The sequence below is a fragment of the Bacillus pumilus genome, assembly GCF_009937765.1.
Lineage (GTDB): Bacteria > Bacillota > Bacilli > Bacillales > Bacillaceae > Bacillus > Bacillus pumilus_O.
This window is the reverse complement of sequence record NZ_CP047089.1, coordinates 2035740-2050355: the sequence shown is the minus strand read 5'-3', so window position 1 is coordinate 2050355 and position 14616 is coordinate 2035740. Positions and strand designations below refer to the sequence as shown.

15 protein-coding genes are annotated in these 14616 nt (G+C 38.8%); 9 read left to right on the top strand and 6 right to left on the bottom strand.

Annotated features, from left to right (window positions below; genetic code table 11):
- Positions 1-285 precede the first annotated feature (285 nt).
- Together GPS65_RS10035 and GPS65_RS10030 are read left to right on the top strand one after the other, a co-directional pair.
- Positions 286-726 carry a MerR family transcriptional regulator gene (locus GPS65_RS10035; RefSeq protein ID WP_012009420.1) on the top strand — a complete coding sequence of 147 codons (441 nt, stop codon included), beginning with the start codon at positions 286-288 and terminating at the stop codon, positions 724-726.
- A 58-nt stretch (positions 727-784) separates the two neighbouring features.
- Positions 785-2116: a hemolysin family protein gene (locus tag GPS65_RS10030; protein WP_012009419.1), complete on the top strand. Its 1332-nt coding sequence runs from the start codon at positions 785-787 to the stop codon at positions 2114-2116.
- Positions 2117-2155: 39 nt separating this feature from the next.
- On the opposite strand, the gene GPS65_RS10025 is transcribed toward GPS65_RS10030, so the two are convergent.
- The gene (locus tag GPS65_RS10025) at positions 2156-2758 is read right to left on the bottom strand and encodes a lysophospholipid acyltransferase family protein (RefSeq protein WP_012009418.1); all 603 of its coding nucleotides are present in this window, start codon (positions 2756-2758) and stop codon (positions 2156-2158) included.
- Between the two features lie 372 nt (positions 2759-3130).
- Between GPS65_RS10025 and GPS65_RS10020 the strand changes: the two genes are divergently transcribed.
- Genes GPS65_RS10020 through GPS65_RS10010 form a run of 3 tightly spaced genes read left to right on the top strand, consistent with a single transcriptional unit; the run spans position 3131 to position 4951 of the window.
- A complete protein-coding gene (locus GPS65_RS10020; RefSeq protein ID WP_003211938.1) occupies positions 3131-3622 on the top strand; it encodes a sigma-70 family RNA polymerase sigma factor in 492 nt (163 codons plus the stop codon).
- Positions 3615-4673, top strand: a complete 1059-nt coding sequence (locus GPS65_RS10015; protein WP_088003975.1) for an anti-sigma factor — start codon at positions 3615-3617, stop codon at positions 4671-4673. Before GPS65_RS10020 ends, GPS65_RS10015 begins: the two co-directional genes overlap by 8 nt.
- On the top strand, positions 4661-4951 hold the full coding sequence (locus tag GPS65_RS10010; protein ID WP_024425288.1) for a hypothetical protein: 291 nt from the start codon (positions 4661-4663) through the stop codon (positions 4949-4951). The genes GPS65_RS10015 and GPS65_RS10010 overlap by 13 nt, the downstream gene beginning before the upstream one ends.
- Positions 4952-5086: 135 nt before the next feature.
- Here GPS65_RS10010 and GPS65_RS10005 read toward each other — a convergent pair whose 3' ends face one another.
- Positions 5087-5920 (bottom strand): C40 family peptidase, encoded by an 834-nt coding sequence (locus GPS65_RS10005; RefSeq protein WP_144481825.1) that lies wholly within the window; start codon positions 5918-5920, stop codon positions 5087-5089.
- Positions 5921-6274: 354 nt separating this feature from the next.
- On the opposite strand from GPS65_RS10005, the gene GPS65_RS10000 reads away from it, so the two are divergent.
- Positions 6275-7639: an alkaline phosphatase gene (locus tag GPS65_RS10000; protein ID WP_012009413.1), complete on the top strand. Its 1365-nt coding sequence runs from the start codon at positions 6275-6277 to the stop codon at positions 7637-7639.
- 42 nt (positions 7640-7681) lie between these two features.
- Here GPS65_RS10000 and GPS65_RS09995 read toward each other — a convergent pair whose 3' ends face one another.
- Together GPS65_RS09995 and GPS65_RS09990 are read right to left on the bottom strand one after the other, a co-directional pair.
- Positions 7682-9106 (bottom strand): SpoVR family protein, encoded by a 1425-nt coding sequence (locus tag GPS65_RS09995; protein WP_391509241.1) that lies wholly within the window; start codon positions 9104-9106, stop codon positions 7682-7684.
- A 67-nt stretch (positions 9107-9173) separates the two neighbouring features.
- The gene (locus GPS65_RS09990; protein ID WP_144473823.1) at positions 9174-10373 is read right to left on the bottom strand and encodes a globin domain-containing protein; all 1200 of its coding nucleotides are present in this window, start codon (positions 10371-10373) and stop codon (positions 9174-9176) included.
- 183 nt (positions 10374-10556) lie between these two features.
- On the opposite strand from GPS65_RS09990, the gene GPS65_RS09985 reads away from it, so the two are divergent.
- On the top strand, positions 10557-10988 hold the full coding sequence (locus tag GPS65_RS09985; protein WP_012009410.1) for an Rrf2 family transcriptional regulator: 432 nt from the start codon (positions 10557-10559) through the stop codon (positions 10986-10988).
- A 160-nt stretch (positions 10989-11148) separates the two neighbouring features.
- The gene (locus GPS65_RS09980) at positions 11149-12624 is read left to right on the top strand and encodes a catalase (protein ID WP_012009409.1); all 1476 of its coding nucleotides are present in this window, start codon (positions 11149-11151) and stop codon (positions 12622-12624) included.
- A gap of 143 nt (positions 12625-12767) precedes the next feature.
- Here the strand turns inward: GPS65_RS09980 and GPS65_RS09975 are convergent, their stop codons facing one another.
- A complete protein-coding gene (locus tag GPS65_RS09975) occupies positions 12768-13151 on the bottom strand; it encodes a YqzG/YhdC family protein (RefSeq protein ID WP_012009408.1) in 384 nt (127 codons plus the stop codon).
- Between the two features lie 128 nt (positions 13152-13279).
- Between GPS65_RS09975 and GPS65_RS09970 the strand changes: the two genes are divergently transcribed.
- A complete protein-coding gene (locus GPS65_RS09970) occupies positions 13280-13528 on the top strand; it encodes a YhdB family protein (RefSeq protein ID WP_024425297.1) in 249 nt (82 codons plus the stop codon).
- Positions 13529-13563: 35 nt separating this feature from the next.
- Here the strand turns inward: GPS65_RS09970 and GPS65_RS09965 are convergent, their stop codons facing one another.
- On the bottom strand, positions 13564-14448 hold the full coding sequence (locus GPS65_RS09965; protein ID WP_041815322.1) for a GNAT family N-acetyltransferase: 885 nt from the start codon (positions 14446-14448) through the stop codon (positions 13564-13566).
- Positions 14449-14616 lie beyond the last annotated feature (168 nt).

Here is a 14616-nt window from a genome sequence, read left to right as displayed (position 1 = left end):
ATGTTATGTTTTGTAAAACGGTTAACTGATTAAATAAGACTATATTGAGGGCCCCACTTAACCACCTCCGGTTCACGTATAAATCCGTTTCTCTACATATATATGAAACGGTATTCATTTTATCTTACCATAAATAATCTGAAAATTCCTGTATCACTATGTGAAATTTGACAGGACCATTTAGACTGAGAAATCCCTCTCTCCTCTTCATATCGGCAGGAAATCTGAACAATTAACTTGTATTTCAGGCTAGAATTATATTAAACTATTTTCATAAACTATAACGTGACGGTTAGGAGGAGATGTTCAGATGGGGCTGAGAAAAAGTATCGTATTGGTGAACTAGCACAGATTGCACAGGTGACGAAACGTACTGTAGATTATTATACAAATCTAGGGTTGCTTGCGCCTGTTAGATCTTGCTCAAATTATCGTTATTACGATGAACATGCTTTAAAACGATTACAATTAATCGTTCTTTGCAAACAGCAGAGATTGGCTCTTTCTGACATCAAATCCAGATTAGATGAACAATTCCCTTCTCAAAAGGAAGCTTCTGATGAACTTGTCCATTTAACCTCTGATATCGATCGGATGAACGAGCATATGGACCGCATTTTGGTACGTTGTAAGCAGCTTGAACCAGAACAACGTGAAAAATTAAAAGAACAGCTTACACCTGAGAAGATGACGGCTGTCCAATCATTTTTACTGCTGTTAAGTTAAAATTTTTACTAAACAGGAGGTGTTACCTTCGTTCTCAAAGTCAGAACGAAGGCCTTAATTGGACATAGTTAATTTACTTATAGTTGCTTTGCTTATAGCTTTAACCGCATTTTTCGTTGCATCAGAGTTTGCGATCATTCGCTTAAGAAGCTCAAGAATTGATCAGTTAATCGCAGAAGGTAATAAAACAGCAGTTGCTGTCAAGCATGTCACCACTCACCTTGATGAGTATCTGTCGGCCTGTCAGCTCGGTATTACCATTACCGCCCTTGGTATTGGTTGGTTAGGGGAAGAAACCATTGCGCACATGCTGGCTCCACTTTTTGTAGAGCTATCAATCCCTCAATCAGCTAGTTCGATTGTCACTTTTATTATTGCGTTTAGTATTATGACGTTTTTACACGTTGTGGTTGGAGAACTTGCACCAAAAACACTCGCCATTCAAAAGGCAGAGCAAGTATCTCTTCTTTTTGCTAGACCGCTCATGATTTTTTACAAAGTGATGTTCCCGTTTATCTGGGTATTAAATGGATCTGCTCGTTTGTTAACAAAAGCGTTCGGTCTTCAGCAAGTTTCTGAGCATGACATGGCGCACTCTGAAGAAGAATTGCGGATTATTTTATCAGAGAGCTATAAAAGCGGCGAAATTAACCAGTCTGAATTCAAATATGTAAATAAAATTTTTGAATTTGATGACCGTCTGGCGAAAGAAATTATGATTCCTCGTACCGAAGTTGTCAGTTTCCCTCATGATATTACCATTGAGGAAATGCTGAAAGTGACCAAGGTTGAGAAATATACACGTTATCCAATTGAAGATGGCGATAAAGATAATATGATTGGTGTTCTGAACATCAAAGAGGTTCTCACAGCTTGTATTAGCGGTGAGTGTTCTACAAGTGATACGATTGAAAAGTTTGTCAATCCAATTATTCATGTGATCGAAACCGTTCCTGTACATGATTTATTGCTCAAAATGCAGCGCGAACGTGTACACATGGCGATTTTATCAGATGAATATGGCGGTACAGCTGGTCTTGTGACTGTAGAAGACATCCTTGAAGAAATCGTCGGTGAAATTCGTGATGAATTCGATATTGATGAAATCAACGAAGTGCGTAAACTTGGAGAAGACCATTATATCTTTGATGGAAAGGTTCTAGTTGACCAAGTCAACCTGCTCTTAGGTACGCAGCTTGATAATGAAGAAGTCGATACGATTGGCGGCTGGTTCCTTACTCAGAAATATGAAGTTGAGAAAAATGACACCATTCGTGAACAAGGCTATGAATTTATTATTAATGAAGTCGATGGACACCATGTGGTATATATCGAAGTTAAAAAGTTAAATGAACAGTTAGCAGAAGCCGCTGAAGAAGGCGCTTCTTAATAAAAAAACGACCCTTGCCAAAGCAAGCGGTCGTTTTTCTTATGCTTTTTCCATTAATTGAGCTTCAAGTTCCTTGATTCTTGTGTTTAAAACTTCTGTCATGGCACCTAATCGTTCTTTTGGCGGTAGATGCTCAAATTCTGACTGCTCAATCGGTTTACCGATAATTAAGCGCATTTTTCCCTTTTTAAAAAGACTTTTTGCATTGGACGGTCCTTTGTACGCTGCTGGGACGATTGGCGCTTTACCAAGCTGCGCAATGGTAACCGCACCTCTTTTTAAAGGTACATCTTCTGTTGTACGTGTTCCGCTTGGAAAAATCCCAACGATTTTTCCCTCTTTTAATAATTTAATGGGCGTTTTAATACTGCTTGGCCCAGGATTCTCTCGATCAACTGGAAAGGCATGAATCTTCTTTAAAAATCCACCGATCCATTTATTTGCAAACAATTCTTTTTTCGCCATGTAGTGGATCTCAAATGGAAGAATCCCTGCGCCTAATGCAAGAACATCCACAAAACCCTCATGTGTACATGCAATGACAAATCCCCGATCCGTTGGCAGATTCTCTCTTTGATATACTTTGATTCCGCCTCGAAGAGTAAATAATACTTTAATGGTATAACCTGAAAATTTATACATAGTGCACTTCCTTTGTTTGAAGAATGAAGGATTTGTTTCTATTATAACAAATTTTTTATTACCTGGTACTAAAAATTTCTTGAAACAACTAAACCATCACATCATTTTTCGTTCAGAATGATTGTTCTTTCTGTATTCAGGTCCATGGTTTTAGGAGAGAATAGAAGAGGAATTGTGTCCAATTTTGTCGTTTTTTAAGGTTTTTTCCTGCTTTGTTCTATTGAAAATGCTTTATAAATGGTGGAAATTTCGCTATGATAAGGAGAAATGATTTTGATTCGGCGAAAGAGATGAGTATTGTACGGTATTGAGAAGTTTCGTGCAACTTTATGCCTTTCTTATGCGTGTATAACATAGAGGGGAGAAAAATCAGTGACGATCGATGAAATTTATCAAATGTATATGAACGATGTTTACAGGTTTCTGCTCTCCATGACAAAAGACAAACATTTGGCAGAAGACTTATTGCAGGAAACCTTTATGCGTGCTTATATACATATTCATTCCTACGACCATAGCAAAGTGAAACCTTGGTTATTTCAGGTGGCACGAAATGCTTTTATTGATTATGTCAGGAAACATAAAAAAGAAGTGACCATATCGGATGATCTTATTGGCGGCCTTTTACAAACATCTGTACAAAGCCCTGCTGAACAGGTTGAAATAAAAGAAGTCCTCAACATGTATTTGGAACAGCTTCCAGATAACTATAAGGAAGCGTTGACATTGTATTATTTAAAAGAACTGAATTACAAGGAAGCATCCAAGGTCATGAATATTACTGAAGCAAATTTTAAAAGTGTTTTATTTCGTGCAAGGCAGCGCCTAAAAGCACTTTACAACAGAGGTGTTAATGATGAATGAAGAGTTTAACAAGCGATGGGAACAATATAATAATGGTGAGATGAACGAGGAAGAAATGATGGCTTTTGAAGAAGAGCTAGAAGAAAATGAAAAACGCTTAAGTCAGGAACTGAACGACTCGGATTGGACCGATTTTTCTATCAGTCCTGAAAAGCAAAAAGCCATCTTACAATACGGAAAAAGAAAGTCTTATTTACGTATTTCTGTACTTGCTGTCATCTCTACACTTATTATTTTACCGCTTTGTACATTAGGAAGTTATCTATACTACGGTGTTGGCGGAGCAGAGAGTAAAGGAAATCACTTCATGGAAACAGCTGCTGTAACAGTCGCTTTGACGAAACCAAACGTGGCGATTGATATGAAGGATTTAAAAGGCCAAGTCAAGCTTTTTGGAATGAACACCGAATTGAAGCTGCAAAAACAAATTGGCAATAAAACAGAAGCCATTGGCAGTGAACAAATCGAGATGTTTTTCGATAAATTAAAGCAGCCTATGATTTCATATTATGGTGACAGCTCACGTGATACGGAGGATTTCTTTACCCATCCTTCTACTCAGGCAGATGCATCTAAAAAACAAACACTGACTACTTTAGACAAGCTTCCTGAAGGAACAGTCAGTGAAGTGTATGTTTCTTATGACAAAGCATATACACCAAAGGACGTTTATTCCTTTGCTAAAAAATATGATATGAAAGTGCTCTGGAATGCGATTAAAACAGAGGATTCTTTAAGTGGGAATCAGCGGCCAATTGGCTTTCCTGGGAGAGACTCTGAATTCTTAAAAGAACTTCAGCACACATCAAAAACAGAGGTCGATCAATTTAAAGATGCCCTTACTTACGTCAATCAGCACCCAACCTGGGCAAAAACGATATCTGGCAGACCTGAACTGGATCTGTCAAACCGAATACGCTATATCAACCAAAATGGTGTTACGATTTATGGCTCTGTGATCACAGGTCCTTCAAAAGAAATTGAGAAATTTGTGAAGACAAAACGCATTAAAACGGCAAAAGTGAGCGAGGTGGAATTATGGAATTGGTAAGAATTTTTAAAGAGCATAATGTATTTGGCTGGATTTCTGTCGGTACTGCGATATTATCCCTGCTCATGCTGAACCTCGCCATTATCAGTAATGTGACATTTTATTCTTTTCAGATGCTTCCTTTTGCAATGGCCGCAGTTCCATTTGGCATTATTGAACTGTTCATTAAAAAAGGCCGTACGGGCCCTGGATTCCTCGGTGTCGTACTGAATATCTTTGTCATTGTATGTGTCTATGCCATCGTATCAATCGATGTTGATCTTCAATTAGGTTTTTAAGCCATTCTCAACATGAAAAGCCCGTGTTACTTGACTAATGCCAAGTAGCACGGGCTTTTTTGAATATCAATTTATATTCTTATGTCTATAGCGCAAATAAAAAAGACTGCTTCATCAGCAGTCTTTTAAAATAAATTACTTCACAAATGTTTTCGCTCCAAGGTAAATCGGCTTCCAATAGCTTGAATTCATATCACTGATCGTCACACCATCAGAAGCAGCATGGATAAACTTGTTGTTCCCAATGTAGACACCCATGTGAGATGGACCCGATTTATATGTTGTAAAGAACACAAAATCGCCAATCTTTGGAGAAGATACGCTTTTCATTGATCCCCAGAAACCTTCAGTTGTTTGTCTTGAAATCTTTTTTTGCTTGTTAATGATATACCACATAAACCCGCTGCAATCAAAGCCCTTTGGTGTCGTTCCACCCCATCTATATGGTGTGCCATTGTGCGCTTTAGCATCCGCTACAAGTTTAGACGTGTTCAAAGAAGAAACAGAAACTGTTTTTTCTTTCACAGGTGTTGTCTTCACTTTTTTAGACGTCTTTTTGACCTTTAGCTTTTGCCCAATTTTGATCAGGTTTGTTTTGAGTTTATTTAACGATTTCAGCTCTTTTACGGTCATGCCGTATTTTTTGCCGATTTTAGATAACGTATCACCTTTTACAACTTTATGAGTCGCTGCCGTTGACGCCGCTTTTACTTTAGTCGTTGTTTTTGATGTTTTCGTTGTTTTTTTTGCGGCAGTACCATTTACTTTTAACGTTTGTCCAACATATATCGTATTAGATTTCAGTTTATTGTCTGATTTAATCTTGCTTACGCTTGTCTTATATTTTTTCGCTAGAACAGAAAGAGAGTCACCTTTTTGAACTTTTACTGATTGTGCTGAGGCAGCTCCGGCAAATAATGTCGTCCCAAGTAGAACTGCACTTGCAGCTGTGATCAATTGTTTTTTCATTTGTTCCTCCTGTATGTATCTATCGTGATCCGAATTTTTATCTACTTACTATTATAAGGATCAAATACCAGAAGAAATAGTCTTGACTTCCTACGACATTATGCTTATTAATTCGGCAAAATTTATTTTTTTTTAGGGTTCTTTATATTTCATTTTCATTACACAATCATGACAAAATAAATGCATCTTGTCATGGATAAATGATACATTCATTTCTCTTTTTAGTCCATTCTATGTAAAGTGGTCCTTTACAATTTTAAAGGGATTTTTACGATCCTGTAAATGGGAATCCACAATTCTGCTCTACCATTGTAAACGTAAGAGCGATACATAAACAATGAGGAGGCAAAATGAATGAGTGTGTTGAAAAGCTCGAAAACGAAAATAGCTGCAGTGGCGGCAGCATCTGTGCTATCGATTGGCATTTTTTCAGGAATTGAATTTGGACAGGCTGACAAAGCAGAGGCTAAAAAGAAGCCAAAAAATGACGTGCAAAATGTGATTGTGCTGATCGGGGATGGCATGGGAACACCGTATCTTTCAACTTACCGTTCATTTAAGCACAACGGAGACCTTTCAAAGCAAACAGCGTTTGACCCTTACCTCACAGGCATGCATAAAACATACCCTAATGATTCGAAAAGCAATATCACGGATTCAGCAGCGGCTGGTACAGCTATGGCAACTGGTAAAAAGACTTACAACAATGCAATTAGTGTAAATAAAAACGGCAAAAAATTAAAAACAGTACTAGAAGAAGCAAAACGGAAGGGAAAATCTACGGGGCTTGTCGTGACCTCTGAATTAACGAATGCTACCCCTGCTGCGTATGCGACTCATGATGTATCGAGAAAAAACACAGCAGCCATCGCTGATGATTTCTTCGATGAAAAAATCGGAAAACAGCATACAGTCGATGTCATGCTTGGCGGAGGACTCGTCGATTTTGTCCGGAAGGATCGGGATTTAACGAAGGAATTTAAGCGAGCAGGATATGATTATGTCACCAATAAAGATGACTTACAACAAAACAAGAACCAAAAGGTGTTAGGCATTTTTGCAGATAGCGGCCTTGATAAAGCGATTGATCGTGATAAAAAGACCCCTTCCCTGCAAGACATGACGCACTCAGCCATTAAACAGCTGTCTAAAAACAAAAATGGGTTTTTCCTTATGGTTGAAGGCAGCCAAATTGACTGGGCTGGCCATGATCATGATATTGTGAGTGCCATGAGTGAAATGAAGGATTTTGAAAAAGCATTTGAAGAAGCGATTCGTTTTGCAAAAAAGGATAAAAATACGTTAGTTATCACCACTGCCGATCATTCAACTGGCGGACTCTCCTTTGGGGCAGACGGCTCGGGTAGCTGGGATTACAAACCGGTAAAAGCAGCGAAAAAGACCCCTGATTTTATCGCAAACAAAATCGTCAGTGGCATGACTGTTGAATCAGCACTGAAACAATATATCGATCTTGATTTCACAAAAGAAGAAATGGCCTCCATTCAAAAAGCTGCTGAAACAAAGGATGCGGTTAAAATTGATGATGCAATTGAAGAAGTAATCAACGTGAGATCACATACAGGCTGGACCACATCAGGTCATACGGGTGATGAAGTGCCATTCTTTGCGTATGGTCCAACAAGCCAAAAGCTAAAAGGTTTGATGGAAAACACCGATCAAGCAAAACACATTTTCAAACTGCTGAAAAACCAATAAAATCGGCAAAAAAGATGTCTGCTCAGAGACATCTTTTTGTTTTTATGCGAGATATTTTCTATGAACTCCTTTTCCATCATACGAAAACATGACTTCTTTTCCTTCAAGAATGGATTCGATATGCACACTTCTTCCCCATAGTTGATGCAAATAAGGAAGTACTTTTTCTAAGTATTTCAGATCTAGTTCAATGCCCTCATACCAATGTTTAATATAAAGTTCATTGTTTTTTAAATAGTCGCCATCCATCACTGTCAAATAAGGAAAGCCGCCATTGACCCTCATGCTGACTAGCTGATCACGAACAGCCTTCCATTCTTTATCGATGACTTTGTAATCTCTCCCTTGTTTTTGAAACAAGTACAAATCTTCTCTCATCACAAGGTCTTTTGTTAAGTAATTTCGTATGAAGGAAATATCTGATTCAATCTCCCTGACTTCAAACATTTTGCTGCGGCCTGATCCTTTTGTCACCCCTGCTTTTGTTAATTCTTCACATGGATTATCATAGCGCTCTTCGATATCTTCAAAAATCTTCAGACCTAAATAGTAAGGATTGATGCCTGTTTTTGACGGCTGCACAACGCCAGCATTTAATTTGGCAAACTCAATCGATTCACTTGAATCCAAATCAAGCTCTCGCATAATCCGCTGATGCCAATACGATGCCCAGCCTTCATTCATAATCTTTGTTTCTAGCTGCGGCCAAAAATAGAGCATTTCCTCCCTCAGCATCGTGAGAACATCACGCTGCCATGGCTCTAACTCCCGGGAGTGCGCCTCAATAAAGAGTAAAATATCTTTTTCCGGCTTTGGTGGAAATGGCTTGACGATTTTCTTTTTCTCACGTATTTTTGGCTCATCCATCCCCCACAAATCATCATACGGCGTCTGGCGCTTTGGCTGGTCATCTTCATATTCTTCTTCATCGCCGATGTTCCAGCTTAGTTTTGAGCGAACAAGAGACGGATCAATATGCTCCTGGAGAGCCAATACGGCGTCTAAAAAAGATTCAACTTCTTTTGTTCCATGAAGATGCTCATATTCTTTGATCCGCTCAGCCGCTGCTGACATGCTTTCTACCATGTCTCGTTTTGTGTTTTGGAAACGGCAATTATTTTTAAAGAAATCACAATGTGCCAATACATGAGCCACAATTAATTTATTTTGAACAAGCGTGTTATTATCAAGTAGAAAGGCATAGCAAGGATTTGAATTGATGACCAGCTCATAAATTTTGCTTAATCCTAAATCATAATGAAGCTTCATTTTATGAAATTGTTTCCCGAAGCTCCAGTGGCTGAATCGTGTTGGCATTCCGTATGCACCGAACGTATAAATAATTTCAGCGGGACAGATTTCATATCTCATCGGATAAAAATCTAGACTAAATCCTTCTGCAATTTCTGTAATTTCATCAATGGCTTTTTGTAAAAGACGTTTTTCAGATACGCTCAAGGAAACCATCCCTCCTCATCGGACTTATTCCTACTATATGAGCGCATCTAATAAAACATGATGTTCCAGCATTCGTTTAGACGACTTCCATTTCTTTTGTGGATTGCCCTCCAAATGATTCGAAATGAATATTCTGTTCTGGAATTCCCAACTCTTTTAGTATATGAATCATCTCTTCGGTAAACACAGGGGAACCGCATAGATAAAATTGACCTTTCCCTTCTCCAACCACTGATTGAAGGAATGAACGGTCAATGCGGGAAGCTGCTTTTTCAACAAGCTCTCCCTTACCAGACTGCGCAAATTGTTCATTACATAAGAGGATGCGGCCATGCGGAGCTGATGATAGAACGCTTTCAAATTCATGTTCAAAGGCGGTCACATCCTCTAATCGATCTGCATGAATCATTGTAAATGGATGACTGTTTTGCGCTGCTGTTTTCAATAAACCGATCATTGGCGTGACGCCAGAACCAGCACTAATGAAATAAACAGGCTCTTTTGTGTCTTCTTGCAAGCAGAACATTCCCTGCGGCATACTCACTTGAAGAACGTCTCCTTCTTCCATTTCATCATGCAAAAATGTAGACACATGACCATCGCGCTTCACTGTAATGCGGTAATAAGATGGATGATGCTGATCTGATAAGCTGTATTGTCTACTGCACATATAAGCCTCACCTGGCATATCTGCCTGAACCGTAATATATTGACCGGCTTCAAACATCGGCAGCTCTGATTCATCTTCTGGTACTAAATAAAAGGAGATCAGCGCTGGAGATTCCTGTACCTTTTTCTTAATCACAAACGGTTTCACATCTGACCATCCGCCTTTTTGTTTTACATTCTCCTCCATCATTTCTGCTTCAATCGTAATAAAGATATTCGCAATGATGTCATATGCCGCCTTCCAAGCTAAAAGCGTGTCATCTTTTTCCGTTAAACCAAACACTTCTTTCATTCCTTCAATCAGGTGATATCCGACGATTGGATATTGCTCTTTTTTGACCATCACACTGACATGCTTATGGGCGATCTGTTTAACCACAGGGAGTAATTCTTCTAATCGATCGATGTGCAGTGCAGCTTGGTATAGTGTTGCAGCAAGCGCCTCTGGCTGACTTCCGTTCATGAGGTTTGTTTTATTAAATTGATTGAGTAGCTCTGGATGCTGACGAATCATATTTTGATAAAAAACAGTCACAAGTTTGGTTCCCTCGGCTTTTAATAGAGGGGCTGATTGTTTAATAGCATTCATTTGATCTTTAGATAACATCGTCATTCCTTCTTTCAAAAGGTGTATTTTAAATACATCTTTATCGTAACGGATGACAACTTATAAAAGCAATATTTATAATACATGTTTTAAATGTTGTCACATTTAACACTTTCTCGAACAGTTTTTGTCTAAAATGTGTTACGATGATACAAAACTCTATCAGGTTTAGAGGTCGTCAAAATGAAACTAACGAATTATACCGATTTCTCATTAAGAGTACTCATTTATTTAGCATCAAGAGAGAACAATGAACTGTCAAATATTCAGCAGATCGCCGATGTTTATGACATTTCTAAAAATCATCTGACAAAGGTGATTTATCATCTTGGAAAACGCGGGTATGTAGAAACGATCCGTGGAAGAAATGGCGGGATTAGGCTTGGGAAAAGCCCAGAAAGCATTAACATTGGAGAGGTTGTCCGTTATACAGAGGATGATTTAGTCATGGTTGAATGCTTTGATCCTAGGAAAAACAGCTGTATCATCTCTCCGATTTGTTCATTAAAGCATGTACTTCATGAAGCACTCTCTGCTTACTTGCGCGTTCTTGACCAATACACATTAAAAGATTTAACTCAAAACAAAGATGCTCTTAGAGAGCTCCTCCTTTAGGCGAAAGAATTCTATTCTTTCGTCTTTTTCTTTACCTTCTTGTAATAATAATTAATTTAAAATTATTATAAATAGATATTGACTATCATGTTTGATTCAATATAATTAGGGTATATAGATTGCTAGATACTATTTTTTTGTTTACAGGAGGAGAAAAAGAATGACAAATTCAAATCATAAAAATTTGACAACGAACCAAGGCGTACCTGTTGGCGATAATCAAAACTCAAGAACAGCTGGTCACCGCGGTCCTACATTTCTTGATGATTACCATTTGATTGAAAAACTTGCACACTTCGATCGTGAACGCATTCCAGAGCGTGTTGTTCATGCAAGAGGCGCCGGCGCTTATGGTGTGTTTGAAGTTGAAAATAGCATGGAGAAACATACAAAAGCTGCCTTCTTAAGTGAAGATGGAAAACAGACAGATGTTTTTGTTCGCTTCTCTACCGTTATTCATCCTAAAGGTTCACCTGAAACATTGCGTGATCCGCGCGGCTTTGCTGTCAAATTTTATACAGAAGAAGGCAACTATGATCTAGTTGGTAATAACTTGCCGATCTTCTTTATACGTGATGCATTGAAATTCCCTGATATGGTTCACTCTCTCAAACCAGATCCTGTAACGAATATCCAAGATCCTGACCGTTATTGGGATTTTATGACCTTAACACCTGAATCCACTCATATGCTCACATGGCTCTTCTCTGATGAAGGAATTCCTGCGAACTACGCTGAAATGCGCGGTTCTGGTGTGCATACATTTAGATGGGTCAACAAATATGGAGAAACAAAATATGTGAAATATCACTGGAGACCTTCAGAAGGCATTCGTAATTTATCAATGGAAGAAGCAGCAGAAATCCAAGCGAATGATTTCCAGCATGCGACAAGAGACTTATATGACCGCATTGAAAACGGCAACTATCCAGCCTGGGACTTATATGTCCAGTTGATGCCGCTGAGCGATTATGATGATCTTGATTATGATCCATGTGATCCAACAAAGACATGGAGTGAAGAAGATTACCCGCTTCAAAAAGTAGGACGCATGACACTGAACCGCAATCCTGAGAACTTCTTTGCTGAAACAGAGCAATCTGCTTTCACACCAAGTGCACTTGTTCCAGGAATTGAAGCATCTGAAGATAAACTGCTTCAAGGTCGTCTGTTCTCATATCCAGATACGCAGCGTCATCGTCTTGGTGCCAACTATATGCGCATTCCGGTGAACTGTCCTTATGCACCTGTACACAATAATCAGCAGGATGGCTTTATGACAACGACTCGTCCAAGCGGTCATATTAACTATGAACCAAACCGTTACGATGATCAGCCAAAAGAAAACCCTCACTACAAGGAAAGTGAACAAGTCCTTCACGATGATCGTATGGTGAGACAAAAAATTGAAAAACCAAACGATTTCAAACAAGCTGGGGAAAAATATCGAAGCTACTCAGAAGAAGAGAAACAAGCATTGATCAAAAACCTAACAGCTGATCTGAAAGACGTAAATGATAAAACAAAATTACTTGCGATCTGCAACTTCTATCGTGCAGATGAAGATTACGGACAACGATTAGCCGATTCACTTGGCGTAGATATCCGCTCATACCTTCAAGGAAACATGAAATAATGGCTTAAGAATATTGACAAAAGGCTAAAATAATCTTGATTTTAGCCTTTTGTCTACTTTTCAGCATGATAGACATTCTTTGAGCACAAGCATGCAAGGGTTTGTCTACACGCTGGAGCACCTCTAATAAAGAGGTGCTTTTTTTATAGCCGGAAAACGTTAATACTAATCAAATGACCGGTGATCGGGTGAAAATAGATTTCTGCATGCGCAGCAAAAAGTGCTGAGCCTTCCTTCACGGTGACGCGAAAGACATCCTTTGTCTGATCTTCATTTACTTGTGTACGCCCGATATATTGATAATCGTTTAGAGCGGCGCCTTCATATTCCTCTTGCAACGCTGTGTACGCAAGTCTTTCCCAATTTTCAACAGGCTGCGTCGCTGCATTTGTTGCAGGATGGATCATGAAACTGCCAAACAAAACCATTGCCGCTACAAAAGGCACCCACCATTTCGGCTGCATAATATCATTGATCTCACTTTCATGTATATTTTGTTTATGTTTTGCTGATCGATCCATTTTCATACATGAAGCATTTATTCAGCCTATAATTCCCGGTACACGATTGATGCGGACACCAACTTTTCCCCTGAAAATGTCGATATGTTCCGAGCAAACTAATGAGGACTTCTCAAGGGAAAGGAGAAGGTTTAATGAATGTGGCGGATTATGATAAAGCACTTTATTATACGCATCGCTCGCAGTGGGATAATTTACTTATTCTTATGGTACGTACGCAAGATGACTTGCTCTCGAAACGTATTGAGCATTTCTTACACGCGTATCAATTTAACCGGAACGATGCTGATGTTGAAAAATGTTTATATGGGCTCTTGCAGTACATTGACCATGCTTCAGAAGCTGCTGCTGCTGAAGTTTATTCACAACCGATGTACACATAAAGAAAAAGGCTGATCATCAGCCTTTTTACATACATTTAGCAGTGCGCAGTGATTGGAAGCATAAAGTGGCCTTTGCCCCAATCTTTTTTTGTATAAACAAACAGCGCATCCTCGTCATTTGGCACCATCACCGCATGTAAGCCATCAATTGACGTATCAGGTGTAAAATAGAACATCACTTTTTCCGTCGTTTCACCCACAATATGTGCAACAACTTCCTCTATATTTTGTGGCTCTGAAGAAATGATATCAAAGACATGTATGGTTTCATTTTCTTCATTCATCAGAACAATCGTATCCAACGCTTCAATATAGAAAATGGCATCCGGCCAAACTAATGTAAAGTAGAACATCAATAAGCTGCCATGATCCTTAGCATCTAATTTCATTGAATCGATTTGGCGTTTTTCTGCGAACTGTTCAAGTAATGGCAGGTCATGATCCAATGTCAGCTGCTTGAGACGCACGTTCTTTTTTATTTGAATGGCACTTTTGCCGATATCGAGACTAAATTCACTTTCGTGGTAACGGGTAAAGCCAAATTTCGGATAAAAATCCAGTACAGTTTCATTGGCAAAAAGAAAAATCAAATCACAATCATGTTCGTACGTATCCATAATGTGCTGCATTAACTTTGATGCTAATCCCTTGTTGCGGTGAGCTTGATCCGTCATCACCGTGCCAATTTGAACAGCTCGATACGTTTTTCCATCAATGATCAGTGACATGAGATAAACGGAAGCGTTTGAGATCACTTTCCCGTGATGGACAAAGGAATAAGGAATATATTTCTCATCCCAGTATCCTCTTTTGTACCAGTCACTAAAATCCACATCAAATGTATGGATCGCTAACTGATTAAAGCTTTCTTTCAATTTGTCATCATGGCGATAATCACTCACTAATTCATATGTCTCCATGCTCATTTCCTCCTTTTATCATTTCACCTTTAGTCAGCCGATTTATCACCTCCTTCAAAATAAAAAAAGACTTGATGAGCATATACTCATCAAGTCTTTTAACGTTTATCTCATAGAAATTAGACTGAACATGCTTCTCTTTTCACGCAAAAGGGCACGTTAAATAAA

Coding starts and splice junctions, on each gene's coding strand:
- GPS65_RS10000 (WP_012009413.1), top strand. CDS start 6,275: ATGAGTGTGTTGAAAAGCTCGAAAACGAAAATAGCTGCAGTGGCGGCA.
- GPS65_RS10005 (WP_144481825.1), bottom strand. CDS start 5,920: ATGAAAAAACAATTGATCACAGCTGCAAGTGCAGTTCTACTTGGGACG.
- GPS65_RS09995 (WP_391509241.1), bottom strand. CDS start 9,106: ATGGTTTCCTTGAGCGTATCTGAAAAACGTCTTTTACAAAAAGCCATT.
- GPS65_RS10015 (WP_088003975.1), top strand. CDS start 3,615: ATGAATGAAGAGTTTAACAAGCGATGGGAACAATATAATAATGGTGAG.
- GPS65_RS09970 (WP_024425297.1), top strand. CDS start 13,280: ATGAATGTGGCGGATTATGATAAAGCACTTTATTATACGCATCGCTCG.
- GPS65_RS10010 (WP_024425288.1), top strand. CDS start 4,661: ATGGAATTGGTAAGAATTTTTAAAGAGCATAATGTATTTGGCTGGATT.
- GPS65_RS10025 (WP_012009418.1), bottom strand. CDS start 2,758: ATGTATAAATTTTCAGGTTATACCATTAAAGTATTATTTACTCTTCGA.
- GPS65_RS09965 (WP_041815322.1), bottom strand. CDS start 14,448: ATGGAGACATATGAATTAGTGAGTGATTATCGCCATGATGACAAATTG.
- GPS65_RS09975 (WP_012009408.1), bottom strand. CDS start 13,151: ATGAAAATGGATCGATCAGCAAAACATAAACAAAATATACATGAAAGT.
- GPS65_RS09990 (WP_144473823.1), bottom strand. CDS start 10,373: ATGTTATCTAAAGATCAAATGAATGCTATTAAACAATCAGCCCCTCTA.
- GPS65_RS09985 (WP_012009410.1), top strand. CDS start 10,557: ATGAAACTAACGAATTATACCGATTTCTCATTAAGAGTACTCATTTAT.
- GPS65_RS09980 (WP_012009409.1), top strand. CDS start 11,149: ATGACAAATTCAAATCATAAAAATTTGACAACGAACCAAGGCGTACCT.